This window comes from Streptomyces sp. NPDC088746, assembly GCF_044751065.1.
Classification (GTDB): Bacteria; Actinomycetota; Actinomycetes; order Streptomycetales; family Streptomycetaceae; genus Streptomyces.
Genome location: NZ_JBIVLA010000003.1, coordinates 314,375 through 329,531, shown reverse-complemented (window position 1 = coordinate 329,531; position 15,157 = coordinate 314,375). Strand labels below are relative to the sequence as shown.

The following is a 15,157-nucleotide window of genomic DNA, read 5'->3' as shown; positions in this document are numbered from 1 at the left end:
TGCCGCAACCGTGGACGCTCTCGCATTTCTCTGCAACTCTCTGACCGCCAAGCGCAAAACTCAGCTCGGCGCGTGCAGAAACAGGTGCCGCAGAGCTGTGCCGACAGAGCCGCACTCCTCGGCGTGTCCCGCGCCGAGGCTGGAGATCGGGGACTTATGAGAGCCCAACGCTGGAGGTGGCGGACGCTTTCCGCCATGATCGCCACCAGTCTTCTGATGATCGGATGGCCGTCGCTCACCGCCGCGGCGGCCGACGGCCCCAACATCGCCGCGGGCCGCACCGCGGCGGCGAGCAGTGCCGGCGGCGAGTACGCCGCCAGGAACGTGACGGACGGCAACCAGGCGACGTACTGGGAAGGATCGGGCGGCGCACTGCCGCAGTGGGTGCAGACCGACCTCGGCTCGGCCGCCAGGGTCGACGAGGTGACCCTCAAACTCCCCGCGGGCTGGGAGAGCAGACAGCAGACCCTCTCGCTCCAGGGAAGCGCCGACGGCACCAGCTTCTCGACGCTGAAGAGCTCGGCGGCGTACACCTTCGGTCCCGGCACCTCCAACGCCGTGAAGATATCCTTCCCCGCCACCCAGACCCGGTTCGTGCGCGTGAACGTCACGGCCAACACCGGGTGGCAGAACGCGCAGCTCTCCGAGATGGAGGTCCGGGCCGCGGGGGAGTCCTCGGCGAACCTCGCCGCGGGCAGGACGCTCAGGGCGAGCAGCCACACCGAGACGTATGTGGCCTCCAACGGCAACGACGGCAACCGGGCCAGCTACTGGGAGAGCCGGAACAACGAGCTCCCGCAGTGGATCCAGGCCGACCTCGGGTCCTCGGTCCGGGTCGACCGGGTCGTGCTCCGGCTGCCCGACGGCTGGGAGCAGCGCTCCCAGACCCTGAAGATCCAGGGCAGCACCGACGGCACGGAGTTCGGCGACCTGACCGCGTCCAAGGCCTACACCTTCGACGCCGCGGGCGGGCAGTCGGCGACGATCTCCTTCGACGCGACCACGACCCGCTACGTGCGGGTGCTCGTCACCGCCAACTCCGTCCAGCCGGCCGCCCAGCTCTCCGAACTGGAGGTCTACGGCCCGGCCACCGGTGACACGCAGGCGCCCACCGCGCCCTCCGGCCTGGCCTTCACGGAGCCGTCGACCGGGCAGATCAAGCTGACCTGGACGGCCTCCTCGGACAACACCGGCGTCACGGGCTATGACGTCTACGCCGACAACACGCTGCTGACCGGAGTGGCGGGCGGCGTCACCACCTTCACCGACACCCGCCCGGCGGGCCAGACCGTCTCCTACTACGTCCGGGCCAGGGACGCGGCGGGTAACCAGTCGGGCAACAGCAACACCGTCACCCGCACCGGCGACTCCGGTGACACGCAGGCGCCCACCGCGCCGTCCGGCCTGGCCTTCACGGAGCCGTCGGCCGGGCAGATCAGGCTGACCTGGACGGCCTCCTCGGACAACAAGGGCGTCACGCGCTACGACGTCTACGCCGACAACGTGCTCCGTGAGAGCGTGGCCGGCGACGTCACCACGTACACCGACACCCAGTCCGCCGCCACGACCGTCAGCTACGTCGTGCGGGCCAAGGACGCCGCGGGCAACGTCTCCGCCGCCAGCAACACCGTGACGCGCAACGGATCCACGAGCGCCGCGTCCAACCTCGCCGTCTCCAAGCCGATCACCGCGTCCTCGGTGATCCACACGTTCGTCGCGGCCAACGCCAACGACAACTCCCTCAGCACGTACTGGGAGGGCGCGGGCGGCAGCTACCCCAACACGCTGACGGTCAAGCTGGGTGCCAACGCCGACACGGAGAGCGTCGTCGTCAAGCTCAACCCCGACAGCAGCTGGGGAGCGCGCACCCAGAACATCCAGGTACTGGGACGGGAGCAGGACGCCACCTCGTTCACGAGCCTGGCCGCCGCCAAGGACTACGCGTTCAGCCCGGCGACGGGCAACACGGTGACGATCCCGGTCACCGCCCGGGTGGCCGACGTCCAGCTGAAGTTCACCTCCAACACCGGATCCGGCGCAGGTCAGGTCGCCGAGTTCCAGGTGCTGGGTGCTCCGGCCCCCAACCCGGACCTCCAGGTCACGGCGGTCGCCGCCTCGCCCTCGGCCCCGGTGGAATCGGACCCCGTCACCCTGTCGGCCACCGTCCGCAACTCCGGTGCGGTCTCCTCTCCCGCCGGGAAGCTGGACTTCGAGCTCGGCGGATCCAAGGCCGCCACCGCCTCGGTGGGCGCTCTTGCCGCCGGCGCCTCCGCCCAGGTCACCGCGTCCATAGGGGCCCGCGACGCAGGCAGCTACACGCTCGGGGCGGTCGTCGACCCGGCCGGCGAGATCATCGAGCAGAACGAGACGAACAACCGCCTCACCAGCGGCACCCCACTGGTCGTGAAGCCGGTGTCCAGCTCCGACCTCGTGGCGAGCGCGGTCACGACCTCCCCGTCGGGTCCCTCGGCCGGTGACACGGTCACCTTCTCCGTCGCCGTGAAGAACCAGGGCTCCGTGGCGTCCGCGAGCGGCAGCCACGGGATCACCCTCAGCCTGACCGACTCCAAGGGGGCGACGGTCAAGACCCTCACCGGTGCGCACAACGGCGCCGTCGCCGCGGGTTCCACGACGGCACCGGTCTCCCTGGGCACCTGGACGGCCGCCAACGGCTCGTACACGGTGAAGGTGGTGCTCGCCGACGACGCCAACGAGCTGCCGGTGAAGCGCGCGAACAACACCAGCACCGAATCGCTCTTCGTCGGACGCGGCGCCAACATGCCGTACGACATGTACGAGGCGGAGGACGGTGTCACCGGCGGCGGGGCCAAGGTCGTCGGCCCCAACAGGACCGTCGGCGACATCGCGGGCGAGGCGTCGGGCCGCAAGGCCGTGACGCTCGACAGCACCGGGAACTACGTCGAGTTCACGACGCGGGCGACCACCAACACCCTGGTCACCCGGTTCTCCATCCCGGACTCCGCGGGCGGCGGCGGCATCGAGTCGAAGCTGAACGTCTACGTGGACGGCACCTTCCTCAAGGCGATCGACCTCACCTCGAAGTACGCCTGGCTGTACGGGAACGAGACCGGGCCGGGCAACGCCCCCGGCTCGGGCGCGCCCCGGCACATCTACGACGAGGCGAACGTCATGCTGGGGAAGACCGTCCCGGCGGGCAGCAGGATCCGGCTGCAGAAGGACGCGGCCAACACCAGCACGTACGCGATCGACTTCGTCAGCCTGGAGCAGGTCACGCAGAAGGCGAACCCTGATCCCGCCCGGTACGCCGTGCCCGCAGGCCTCACCCACCAGGACGTGCAGAACGCCCTGGACAAGGTCCGGATGGACACCACCGGAACCCTGGTGGGCGTCTACCTCCCGGCCGGTGACTACTCCACATCGAGCAAGTTCCAGGTCTACGGCAAGGCCGTGAAGGTGGCCGGAGCCGGGCCCTGGTTCACCCGGTTCCACGCCCCGTCCGCGCAGGACAACACCGACATCGGATTCCGTGCGGAGGCGAGTGCGAAGGGTTCGTCGTTCTCCGACTTCGCGTACTTCGGCAACTACACGTCCCGGATCGACGGGCCGGGCAAGGTGTTCGACTTCTCCAACGTCTCGGACATCGTGATCGACAACATCTGGAACGAGCACATGGTGTGCCTCTACTGGGGGGCCAACACCGACGGCGTCACCATCAAGAACTCCCGGATCCGCAACATGTTCGCCGACGGCATCAACATGACCAACGGTTCCACGGACAACCACGTCACGAACAACGAGGCGCGGGCCACCGGTGACGACAGCTTCGCACTGTTCTCGGCGATCGACGCGGGCGGCGCGGACATGAAGAACAACGTGTACGAGAACCTGACGTCGATCCTCACGTGGCGGGCGGCGGGAGTGGCCGTGTACGGCGGCTACGACAACACCTTCCGCAACATCCACATCGCCGACACCCTGGTGTACTCCGGGATCACCGTGAGTTCGCTGGACTTCGGCTACCCGATGAACGGGTTCGGGACCGGCCCCACGGCGATCGAGAACGTCTCGGTCGTGCGGGCCGGCGGTCACTTCTGGGGGACGCAGACCTTCCCCGGGATCTGGCTGTTCTCGGCCTCCAAGGTCTTCCAGGGCATCCGGATCTCGAACGTGGACATCGTCGACCCGACCTACAGCGGGATCATGTTCCAGACGAACTACGTGGGAGGCCAGCCGCAGTTCCCCATCAAGGACACCGTGCTCAGCGACATCACGATCTCGGGCGCGCGCAAGAGCGGTGACGCGTTCGACGCGAAGTCCGGCTTCGGTCTGTGGGCCAACGAGCTGCCGGAGGCGGGGCAGGGACCTGCCGTCGGTGAGGTCACCTTCAACGGGCTGAAGTTCAGCGGCAACGCCCAGGACGTGAAGAACACCACCTCCACCTTCAAGATCAACATCAATCCGTAAGGAGGTCGAAGCGGCCGGCCGGGCGCTTCCCGGGTTCCGGAAACGGCCCCCGGGAGGCGACCCGCAGCCGCGTAACGTCTTGCGGTCATAAGTCCGTCTCTTGCGGTCCACCGCCCGCCGATCGCCGCTGGACGGCCCCTGGTGGGTCGTCGTGCCGGTGGTCGGCCGAGCGGCGTGCCGCGCCCTGCCCGTCCGGGGTGAGGCGTACAGGAGTGCTCCATCGAGGCGCCGGGATGTTGTTGCCCGGCGCCTCATCACATGCGGAGCGCTGTCAAACATTTACGAAAACTGCGCGAGATATTGCGCTCACTTGTTGCCGGTGGTTGAGTATGCCGCGCCCCGGCAGACAAGTCGGCCGAGGCCTTCCGTGCTCATGCCCGAAGGGGACCACTGATGAGAAATGCTGGGTTTCGCCGTACCCGCCGTGCCTCCGCGGCCGCCGTCGTCACCGCGCTCGCCCTGACCGCCCTTGCCTCCTGCGGCACGAGCAGCAGCGGCGACGGGAACGACGACTCCGGCAGCGGTTCCTCCGATCCGGCCGCGCCGCTCGACCCGAAGGCCAAGGTGACGCTGTCGATCGACTGCATGCCGCCGGCCGCGAAGGCCGCGGAACTGCGCGAGTGGAACGAGGACGTCAAGACGTTCAACAAGAAGTACCCGAACGTCAGGATCAACGGAAAGTCGACGCCCGGCCAGTGCCTGGAGCCGCCGCGCTTCACGGCCATGCTCAAGGGCAAGTCGCAGCCCGACGTGTTCTACGCGTACTTCACCGACCTCCAGCAGGTGCTGGACAACGACGGCGCCGAGGACATCTCCGCGTACGTCAACGACACGTCCGTCCCGGCGCTCAAGGACATCCAGCCCCAGGTGCTCGACGTCGCCCGCAAGGACGGCAAGCTCTACGCGCTGCCGACCAGCAACTACACCATGGGCCTCATGATCAACAGGAAGCTGTTCACGCAGGCCGGGCTGGACCCCGACACCCCGCCGGCGACCTGGGACGAGGTCCGCGCCGCGAGCAAGAAGATCGCGGCACTGGGCGACGGCATCGCCGGATTCGGCGAGTACAGCGCCGGCAACAACGGCGGCTGGCACTTCACCGCCACGCAGTACGGCCTGGGCGGCGACGTCGTGGACGCGAGCGGCAAGAAGGCCGCGTTCAACGACGACAAGGGCAAGCAGGTCCTCCAGCAGCTGCACGACATGCGCTGGGAGGACGACAGCATGGGCAAGACCCAGCTTCTGAAGTGGGGCGATCTGCAGAAGCAGATAGCCACCGACAAGCTCGGCATGTTCCTCGCCGCGCCCGACGACATCACGTACATGGTGCAGCAGCTCGGCGCGGAGTACGAGAACTTCGGCATGGGCCCGATCCCCGGCGCCGAGGGCACGCTCTTCGGCGGGAACAACTACATGATCAAGAAGGGCAGTTCGCCCGACAAGATCAAGGCCGCCGTCGCCTGGCTGAACTTCCAGAACCTCACCCCGAAGAAGGGGCAGTTCGACTGGGGCCGCAGGAAGGCCGACAACCTGCCCGTCGGACTTCCGCAGCCCAACTTCTTCCTCGGCGAGAGCAAGACGACGGACGACGCCGAACGTGTCGCCAACGCCACGATGCCCGTCGAGAACTTCAAGGCCTTCATGGACAAGCCCGTCCAGGGCAAGGCCGAGCCGCCGAAGGCCCAGGAGATCTACAAGATCCTCGACAACGCGATGTCCGCGGTCCTGACCAACAAGGACGCCGACATCGACAAGCTGCTGGACACCGCCGAGCAGCAGGTCAACCAGGTCCTGGCCAACCAGTGACGGACGTGCGGGGGCCGGGCCGGGCGGGCCCGGCCCCGCATCCGCACCGTCCGTCTGCGAGCGAATGCACCGGCACCGAGGAGAGACCATGTCGGCCCCCACCCTGTCCACCGGGAAGGCGAGCGCGCCGCCCCCCGGGCACCACCACCGAGGCCCCTCCGGGCCGGACTCCGCCCGCGAGGAGTTCCTGCGCGCCCTGCGCCGCAACATCTCGGCGCACGGCTTCCTGATCGGAGCCGTCCTCTGCTTCTCCTTCTTCTCCTGGTATCCGATGGTCAGGGAATTCCTCCTGGCCTTCCAGAAGACCGAGGACGGCACGACGACCTGGGCCGGCTGGTCCAACCTCACCTACGTCTTCAACGACCCCGCGTTCTGGCAGGCATGGCGCAACACCCTGCTCTTCACCGTGCTGGCGCTCCTGCTGGGCTTCGCGGTCCCGTTCGTCGTCGCCGTCGTGCTCAACGAATTCCGGCACGCGCAGGGCTATCTGCGCCTGCTGGTCTACCTGCCCGTCATGCTGCCGCCGGTCGCCTCGGTGCTGCTCTTCAAGTACTTCTACGACCCCGGCTACGGACTCTTCAACCGCATCCTGGAGTTCCTCCGTCTGCCCGCCCAGCAATGGCTCCAGGACCCCGACACCGCCATGCTCTCCGTCGTCATCGCGTCGACCTGGATGAACATGGGCGGGGCCACGCTGATCTACCTCGCCGCGCTCCAGGGCATCCCGGGCGAGCTCTACGAGGCGGCCGAGCTCGACGGTGCGGGGCTGCTCCGCAAGATCTGGCACGTCACCATCCCGCAGACCCGGCTCATCCTCTCGCTCCTGCTGCTCATGCAGATCATCGCGACGATGCAGGTGTTCACCGAACCGTTCCTGCTCACCAACGGCGCCGGGCCCGAGGGCTCCACCACGACCGTCGTCTACCTCATCTACCAGTACGCCTTCAACTTCAACAACTACGGCGGCGCGGCGGCCCTCGGCCTCCTCCTGCTCGTCGTCCTCGCGGGCTTCTCCGCGGTGTACGTACGCCTCAGCCGCAGCAGCGAAGACTAGGACGGGAGCACGACGATGGCATCGAACACGCTTGTCTCCCGGCGCGGACCTGGCGGTCCCGGCAGCCGTAAGGCCCGTCGCCGGGACGCCGACCAGGGCCGCCAGCGGACCCTGATCTCACCGGCCCAGCTCGGCCGGCCCCGGGGGAAGGCGGTCTACTGGATCGTCTTCGCCCTGGTCGCGGCGGCCTTCACCCTCGCGTTCCTCGGCCCCCTGTACTGGATGGTCACCGGCGGCCTCAAGACCACCCAGGAAGTCGTCCAGAGCCCGCCCACCGCCTTCCCCTCCTCGGTCCACACGGAGAACTACTCCCAGGCGTGGAACGTGATGGACCTGGCCCGGCTGCTCTTCAACACGCTCTACTACGCCTTCGGGGCACTCGCCTTCCAGCTGGTCCTCGACGTGGCCGCCGCCTACTCGCTCTCCAAGCTGCGTCCGGTCTTCGGCAAGGTCATCCTCGGCATGATGCTCGCCACCCTGATGATCCCGGCGACCGTCCTGGTCGTGCCGCAGTACCTCACGGTCCTCGACGTACCGATCTTCGAGCGCAACCTTCTCAACTCGCCCTGGGCGATCTGGCTGCCGTCGGTCACCAACGCCTTCAACATCTTCCTGCTGAAGCGGTTCTTCGACTCCATACCCGGCGAACTCCTCGACGCGGCAGCCATCGACGGCGCCTCGCCCCTGCGCACCCTGCGCTCCATCATCCTGCCGATCTCCCGGCCGATCCTCGGCGTCGTCTCCATCTTCGCGGTCGTCGGAGTCTGGAAGGACTTCCTCTGGCCCATGCTCACCCTGCCCGACCCGGGAAAGCAGACCCTCAACGTCGGCATCTACTCGCTGTCCAACGGCGTGCCGCAGAACGTCCTCATCGCCGCGCTCACCATCGCGTCCGTCCCGACGCTGCTCATCTTCCTGCTCTTCCAGCGCAACATCATGAGCGGCCTCACCGCGGGCGGCCTGAAGGGCTGACGACGCCCTCCGCACCACCGCCTCCCACCAGCACTCCGCCGCCGGCCCTCCCATCGCACGCCCCGCGTACGGGCCGGGGGCGGAGTACCTCCTGCCCGAAAGGAACGCCACGTGGCAGCCAACCCTCCGACCGAGGCCACCGCACCGTGGTGGCGCGACGCCGCCATCTACCAGATCTACGTACGCAGCTTCGCCGACGGCGACGGAGACGGCACCGGCGATCTCGCGGGAGTACGGGCCAGGCTGCCCTACCTGGTCGAACTGGGCGTCGACGCGCTGTGGTTCACCCCCTGGTACCTCTCCCCGCTCGCCGACGGCGGCTACGACGTCGCCGACTACCGTGCCATCGACCCCGCCTTCGGCCATCTCGCCGAGGCGGAGAAGCTGATCGCCGAGGCCCGTGAGCTGGGCATCCGCACCATCATCGACATCGTCCCCAACCACGTCTCCGACCGGCACAGCTGGTTCCGGGCGGCACTGGCCGCCGCCCCCGGCAGCCCCGAGCGCGAGCTCTTCCACTTCCGGGAGGGGCGCGGCGCCCAGGGAGAGATCCCGCCCAACGACTGGGTCTCGGAGTTCGGCGGCACCCCCTGGACCAGGGTCGGCGACGGCCAGTGGTACCTGCACCTGTTCGCCCCGGGCCAGCCGGACCTCAACTGGGCGCACCCCGCGGTCCGACAGGAGCACGAGGACGTCCTGCGCTTCTGGTTCGACCGGGGCGTCGCCGGTGTGCGCATCGACTCGGCGGCCCTCCTCGCCAAGGACCCCGCCCTTCCCGACTTCGTCAAGGACACCGACCCCCACCCGTACGTCGACCGCGACGAACTCCACGACATCTACCGCTCATGGCGTGCCATCGCCGACGGGTACGACGGCATCTTCGTCGGCGAGGTCTGGCTCCCCGACTCCGAGCGCTTCGCCCGCTATCTGCGGCCCGACGAGCTGCACACCGCGTTCAACTTCAACTTCCTGGCCTGCCCCTGGGACGCCGGGCTGCTGCGCTCCGCGATCGACGACACGCTCGCCGAGCACGCCCCGGTGGGAGCTCCCGCCACCTGGGTGCTGTGCAACCACGACGTGACCCGCACGGTCACCCGCTACGGACGCGAGGCCACCGGCTTCGACTTCGCGGCGAAGGTCTTCGGCACCCCCACCGACCTGGAGCTCGGCACCCGCAGGGCACGCGCGGCCGCCCTCCTCTCCCTGGCGCTGCCGGGGGCCGTCTACCTCTACCAGGGCGAGGAGCTCGGACTGCCCGAGGCCGACATCCCGCGCGAGCGGATCCAGGACCCGATGCACCTGCGTTCCGGCGGCGTCGACCCGGGACGGGACGGCTGCCGCGTGCCCCTGCCGTGGTCCTCCGAGGAGCCGTACGCGGGCTTCGGGTCCGCGGCCGAACCCTGGCTGCCGCAGCCGGCGGGCTGGTCCTCGTACGCCGCCGAAGGGCAGAGCGAGGACCCCGGCTCCATGCTCACCCTCTACCGGGAGGCGCTGCGGCTGCGCCGCGCCGAACCGGGCTTCGCCGCCACCCCCGACGAGACGGCCGGCGGAAGACTGAACTGGCTGCCCTCGTCACCGGGCGTCCTCGCGTTCATGCGGACCCACGGCCTGATCTGCGTCGTCAACCTATCGGGGAGCCCCGTGCCCCTGCCCGACCACGACGAGATGCTGCTGACCAGCGGCCCTCCGGACCCCTCCGGCCTGCTGCCGGACGATACGGCGGCCTGGCTGCGCAGGACGCGATAGCGGAGGAGCGGGCGCTGCGGCACAGTGGTCGTATGGATGATCTCAACGCTCTCGCCGACGAGCACCTGGCCGCAGCCCGCGCCAACGCGCACGGGCGCAGCGCACATCTGCTGCTGCGCCAGGAACCTCTGCGGCAGACGGTGATCGCGCTCACCGAGGGGTCCGCCCTCGACGAGCACAACGCGCCTCCCGCCGCGTCGCTCCAGGTGCTGCGCGGCGCGGTCCGGCTCACCGCGGGATCCGGGGACGTGGACCTCGCGGCGGGCCGGCTGCACCCCGTCCCCCAGGAGCGGCACGGACTGCTGGCCCTGGAGGACGCGGTGGTGCTGCTCACCGCCGTCAACGACTGAGCCGCGCCCGGAGTACATCCCCGGGACCGAGGCATGAGAGAAAGGGAGCAGCCGGGCCGCCGTGAGACGGCCCGGCCATCCGCCTTTCCCACGTCCCCCGGAGTAACCGCGTGCCCAGCAGGACCGACGGCCCAGTCGCGGAACGAACCGCACCCCCGGCAGGGCGCACCGCGCGGAGGCACTGGCGCACCGCTCTGCGCCGGACCCCCGTATCGCTGTGGAACGACGACCTCTCCGACTGGGCGGCCGCCCTCACCTACTACGCCATCCTGGCGCTGCTCCCGGCCCTCCTCGTCACCGTCTCCGTCATCGGCCTGGCCAATCCCGGCGCCACCAACGCCCTGATCGCCGACATCACGGCCTTCGCGCCGGCCGAGTCCGGAGCGGCTCTGCGCCGGCCCCTGGAGGCGGCCACCCAGGAACGCACCGCCGTCTGGCTGCTCGTCGCCACCGGCAGCGTGAGCGCCGTGTGGTCCGCGTCCAGCTATCTGGCGGTCTTCCGCAGGGCGATGCACGCCATGCACCGGGTGAAGGACACCAGGCCGCCGCTGCGCCAGGCGCACATCATCGTGCTCTCGGCCATCGGGCTGCTCGTCCTGCTGATGGCCAGCGCCTTTGCCCTCGTGCTCACCGGGCCCCTGGCGCGCTGGCTCGGCCGCCGGGCGGGCCTGGCACAGGCCGGCGAGACGCTGTGGGCGGGGCTGAAGTGGCCCGTCCTGCTCTGTCTGGTCGCCTGCCTCATCCTGGTCCTCTTCAGTACCGGACCGCGCTCCGCCCGGAGTGTGCGGCTGGCGCTGCCCGGCGGGGTGCTCGCGGCCCTGCTGTGGCTGATCGCCTCTGCCGGCTTCGCGCTGTACGCGACCCACATCACCAGCTACAGCCGGCTGTACGGCTCGCTGGCGGGCCTGGTGGTCTTCCTGATCTGGATCTGGTTCACCAACCTGGCCCTCCTGACCGGCGCACAGTTCAACGTCGAACTCGCCCGCACGGACGGCCAGGAGCGTGAGGTGCCCTGATGCGCCGCCGGGCCTTGTGGGAGCGCTCCCAGAGGTGAAGGATGGGGCGATGACCGCGATCCCGTACGTACGCCCCTGTCGTCCCGCCGACCGGGAGGCCCTGGCCGACATCTGTGTCCGCACGGCCGACAACGGCGGGGACAGCACGCACCTCCACCCGGATCCGGGGCTGATGCCCGCACTGTTTGCCGAGCCCTACGCCCACCTGGAACCGGAGCTGACCTTCGTCCTGGACGACGGCTCCGGGCGCGCGGTCGGGTACGTCCTGGGGACGGCGGACACACGGTGGTTCGCCGATGCCTTCCGGCAGGTCTGGCTCCCCCTGGTGACGGAGCGCTTCCCCGAGCCGGAGGGCGAGCCCGAGACGCTCACCGACGCGATGACGGCCCTCCTGTACCGCCCGGAGCGCATGATCCTCCCGGAGCTGGCCGAACACCCCGCGCACCTGCACATCGACCTGCTGCCGCCCTGGCAGCGCAAGGGGTACGGCAGGGAGCTGATGGGCGCCTTCCTGGGAGCGCTGCACAGCAAGGGGGTCCTGGCCGTCCATCTGTCCATGCTCACGGCGAACACCCCTGCCAGGGCGTTCTACGACCGGCTCGGATTCCACGTGATCGACGTACCCGACCCCGGGCCGCTCACCTATCTGGGGCGCACCACGGAGGGTGTGGATCCGACGGGCTGGGCAGGTAGTGGGGGGCGAGCCCGGGAGAGGGCCCGGGCCGCCGGTTCGGAAGGGTGAGTCGTATGACGCAGCAGAGCGCGTGGAGTTTCGCGGACGACCGGGGCCGGCTGGTGGTGGCGGACAAACGGCCGTCCCGGGTGCTCGCGTACGTCCAGGCGGGAGCGACGCTGTGGGACCACGGGATACGCCCGGAGGGGATCTTCGGCTCCGGTCACGACGGGACGGAGCCCGACCGGGCGAAGACCGGCACGCTCCCGCTGGACTCCGTGGACTACCGGGGCGCGGGTGACGACCTGGACGTCGACACGCTGTTACGCGGCAGGCCCGACCTGGTCGTCGCCGTCAGCTACGGTCACGGCCAGCTCTACGGACTGGACGCGGACACCGCCAAGCACCTGGAGGAGCGCGTCCCGGTCGTCGTGATCGACGTGGGGCAGGCGCGCACCCTGGAGCGGGTCGCCGAGCGGTTCGCCGAACTCGCGCGCTCGCTCGGAGGTGCCTCCGGCCCCGACGCCGCGGACGAACTGCACGCCGCCCGCGAGCGGTTGCGCGCGGCCGCCCGTAACCCCGCCGGCCCCAGGGTGGTGGCTCTCTCGCCCGCGGGTCCGGAGCAGGCGTACGTCGCCCGCCCCCAGATGTGGCCCGAACTGCGGGTGCTGTCCGAGCTCGGGGTCGGCCTGGTGTCCCCGCCGGCGGGAGCCGGGGTCAACTGGGCCACCGTCGACTGGGCGGAGGCCGCGGCCCTGGAGCCCGCCGTCGTCCTGACGGACATCCGGTCCAACGCGGTACCGCTCGACGAGATCACCGCCCCCGCCTGGGAAGCCGCCGGGCGCGGCGCGCGGACCGTGCCGTGGAACCCCGAACCGCTGTGCAGTCCACAGGCTCACGCGCGCTTCCTCGAACTCGTCGCGGAGGCGGTGGAGGGCGCGTCAGGAGACTGAGCGCGTTTTCCCAAAAAAACTCTGCAAAAACTATTTGGGAAAAGCCGGACGCGCCCTAGGCTGCCGCCATGGACAGCGACGCGACGCACCGTGTGCTCGATCCCGAGCGGGACCCGGCGGCCCTCAAGGCCCTCACCCACCCCCTGCGGCTGAGGCTGCTGGGCCTCCTGCGGCTGCACGGTCCCGCCACCGCGAGCGAGCTGGCGGTCAGCACGGGGGAGTCGTCCGCCTCGACCAGCTACCACCTGCGGGTGCTCGCCAAGTACGCCTTCGTCGCGGAGGCGGAGCACCGCGACGGCCGTGAGCGCCGCTGGCGGGCCGTGCACTCCGTCACCTCGGCGGACAACGCGGCCATGCTGGCGACGCCCGCGGGCCGGGCGATGCTGGTGCTGGGACGGCGCCGCCAGCTCGAGCACCTGCAGCAGTCCATCGAGCGGCACGAGGCGGACATCGACGCGGGCCGCCTCGGCGAGGAATGGCACGACCCCTCGGGGATCGACGACCTGATGCCGCGACTGACGCCGGAGTCCCTGCGCGAACTCCGCGACGCGATGGGGGAGAAGCTCGCCGAGCTGACCGCACGCGACGAGCACGACCCCCGCGCGCGGCAGGTCGTGCTGCTCACCGCCGGACTCCCGCTGGCTCCGGACGGGCCGGCCGCACCCGCCGCCGACGCCGCGTCCGACGGCGGTGCCGCGTCCGACGGCGGTGCCGCGCCCGACGGCGGTGCCGCGTCCGACGGCGGTGCCGCACCCGCCGCCGACGCCGCGCCCGACGGCGGAAGAGCCCGGTGACCTCGCCGCCCGGGGGCGGGAAGGCCCCTGCCGCCCTACCCGACGAACGCACGGCGCGCCGGAGGTTCGTCGCCGTGTCCTTCCTCTTCTGGCTCCCCGCAGGCCTCGTCATGGCGCCGATGGTGCTGCTCTTCACCGAGCGCGGTCTGGCACTCACCGCCGTCGCCGCCGCATTCGCCGCACACTCCTTGACCGCCGCCGCTCTGGAGCTCCCCACGGGCGGCCTCTCCGACGTCATCGGCCGCCGCGCCGTCCTGGCCGGCGCGGGTCTGCTCAACGCCTGCGCCCTCACCCTCATGGGCCTCGGAACCACACCCTGGGTGATCGCCCTCGGCACGGCCCTCATGGGCGCGGGCCGCGCCCTGTCCAGCGGGCCCGCCGAAGCCTGGTACGTCGACACCGTTCACGCCCGTTCCGGCCCCGACGCCGATCTCCGTACGGGGCTGGCGCGCGGCAGCGCCGCCTCGTCCGGCGCCGTCGCGCTCGGCGTCCTCCTCGGAGGGGCGCTGCCCTGGCTGCTCGGCCTCGGCCCGGACCCGGGGGCCCGGCTGCGGGCGCTCACCTCGGACCTGGTCCTGCCGCTCTCCGTACCCGTGCTCCTCGGTGTGGCCGTCGACATCGTCTTCGTCGGCTACGTCCTGACCGCCCTCACGGAGCCGCCCCGCCCCACGGCCACCCTGCGCGGCGTCCTGCGGGGCGTTCCCGGTGCCGTCGCCGCGGGGCTCAGGCTCGGCGCCGGGGACGCGCTGGTCCGGCGCATCCTGATGACCACGGGCGCCGTGGGGACGGCTCTGGCCGCCCTCGAACTGCTCACCCCGGGCCGCGCCGCCGCGTCGACCGGGGCCCCGGAGTCCGGCGCGGTCCTCTTCGCCGGCCTGGCCGCCGCCGGATTCGCGTGCTCGGCGCTCGGAAGCCAGCTGGCGCCGCTCGTCGCCCGGCTCGCGGGAGACGCGGAACGCGCGGTCCTGGCGAGCCTCGGTGCGAGCGTGGCCGGTCTGCTGGCGCTCGGCGCCACCGTGTCCGCCACCGGGGCGCCCGCGCTGACCATGGCCGTCGTCGGCTACGGACTGGTCTATCTGGGCCTGGGCGCCGCGGGGCCCACCGAGAACGACCTCCTGCACCGCCGCGTCGACACCTCCGGCCGGGCGACGGCCCTCTCCGTGCAGTCGCTGGCCCAGCAACTCGTGGGGGCGGCCGCCGGCCTGGTCATCGGCGCACTGCCCGCGGGGCCGCTGCCCTGGCTGCTCGGTGCCGTGGTGCTGCTGGCCGGAGCCCTGCTGTGGACCCGGCGCACCGCCTCCGCTCCGAAGGCCGCCCCCGCCCCCGAGCGGCACGGGGGCTGATCCG

At 70.6% G+C, this 15,157-nt stretch carries 11 protein-coding genes; all 11 read left to right on the top strand.

Annotated features, from left to right (window positions below):
- The first annotated feature begins 156 nt into the window (after positions 1-156).
- The 11 genes from ACIP63_RS15985 to ACIP63_RS15935 all read left to right on the top strand — a co-directional run bounded on the left by ACIP63_RS15985 (position 157) and on the right by ACIP63_RS15935 (position 15,153).
- Entirely contained in the window at positions 157-4,446 is a 4,290-nt protein-coding gene (locus tag ACIP63_RS15985) for a discoidin domain-containing protein (protein ID WP_401515867.1), read from the top strand.
- 393 nt (positions 4,447-4,839) lie between these two features.
- A complete protein-coding gene (locus ACIP63_RS15980; RefSeq protein WP_401515864.1) occupies positions 4,840-6,252 on the top strand; it encodes an extracellular solute-binding protein in 1,413 nt (470 codons plus the stop codon).
- An 88-nt stretch (positions 6,253-6,340) separates the two neighbouring features.
- On the top strand, positions 6,341-7,306 hold the full coding sequence (locus tag ACIP63_RS15975; RefSeq protein WP_401515862.1) for a carbohydrate ABC transporter permease: 966 nt from the start codon (positions 6,341-6,343) through the stop codon (positions 7,304-7,306).
- A 15-nt stretch (positions 7,307-7,321) separates the two neighbouring features.
- The gene (locus ACIP63_RS15970; RefSeq protein ID WP_401515860.1) at positions 7,322-8,278 is read left to right on the top strand and encodes a carbohydrate ABC transporter permease; all 957 of its coding nucleotides are present in this window, start codon (positions 7,322-7,324) and stop codon (positions 8,276-8,278) included.
- Between the two features lie 111 nt (positions 8,279-8,389).
- On the top strand, positions 8,390-10,024 hold the full coding sequence (locus ACIP63_RS15965; RefSeq protein WP_401515857.1) for a glycoside hydrolase family 13 protein: 1,635 nt from the start codon (positions 8,390-8,392) through the stop codon (positions 10,022-10,024).
- 32 nt (positions 10,025-10,056) lie between these two features.
- A complete protein-coding gene (locus ACIP63_RS15960; protein WP_401515854.1) occupies positions 10,057-10,374 on the top strand; it encodes a cupin in 318 nt (105 codons plus the stop codon).
- Positions 10,375-10,484: 110 nt separating this feature from the next.
- On the top strand, positions 10,485-11,390 hold the full coding sequence (locus ACIP63_RS15955; protein ID WP_401515852.1) for a YihY/virulence factor BrkB family protein: 906 nt from the start codon (positions 10,485-10,487) through the stop codon (positions 11,388-11,390).
- A 49-nt stretch (positions 11,391-11,439) separates the two neighbouring features.
- The gene (locus ACIP63_RS15950) at positions 11,440-12,132 is read left to right on the top strand and encodes a GNAT family N-acetyltransferase (protein ID WP_401515849.1); all 693 of its coding nucleotides are present in this window, start codon (positions 11,440-11,442) and stop codon (positions 12,130-12,132) included.
- 5 nt (positions 12,133-12,137) lie between these two features.
- The gene (locus ACIP63_RS15945; protein WP_401515847.1) at positions 12,138-13,016 is read left to right on the top strand and encodes an ABC transporter substrate-binding protein; all 879 of its coding nucleotides are present in this window, start codon (positions 12,138-12,140) and stop codon (positions 13,014-13,016) included.
- Positions 13,017-13,084: 68 nt separating this feature from the next.
- Positions 13,085-13,810: a helix-turn-helix domain-containing protein gene (locus tag ACIP63_RS15940; protein WP_401515844.1), complete on the top strand. Its 726-nt coding sequence runs from the start codon at positions 13,085-13,087 to the stop codon at positions 13,808-13,810.
- A gap of 74 nt (positions 13,811-13,884) precedes the next feature.
- Positions 13,885-15,153 (top strand): MFS transporter, encoded by a 1,269-nt coding sequence (locus ACIP63_RS15935; RefSeq protein ID WP_401515841.1) that lies wholly within the window; start codon positions 13,885-13,887, stop codon positions 15,151-15,153.
- Positions 15,154-15,157: the final 4 nt, after the last annotated feature.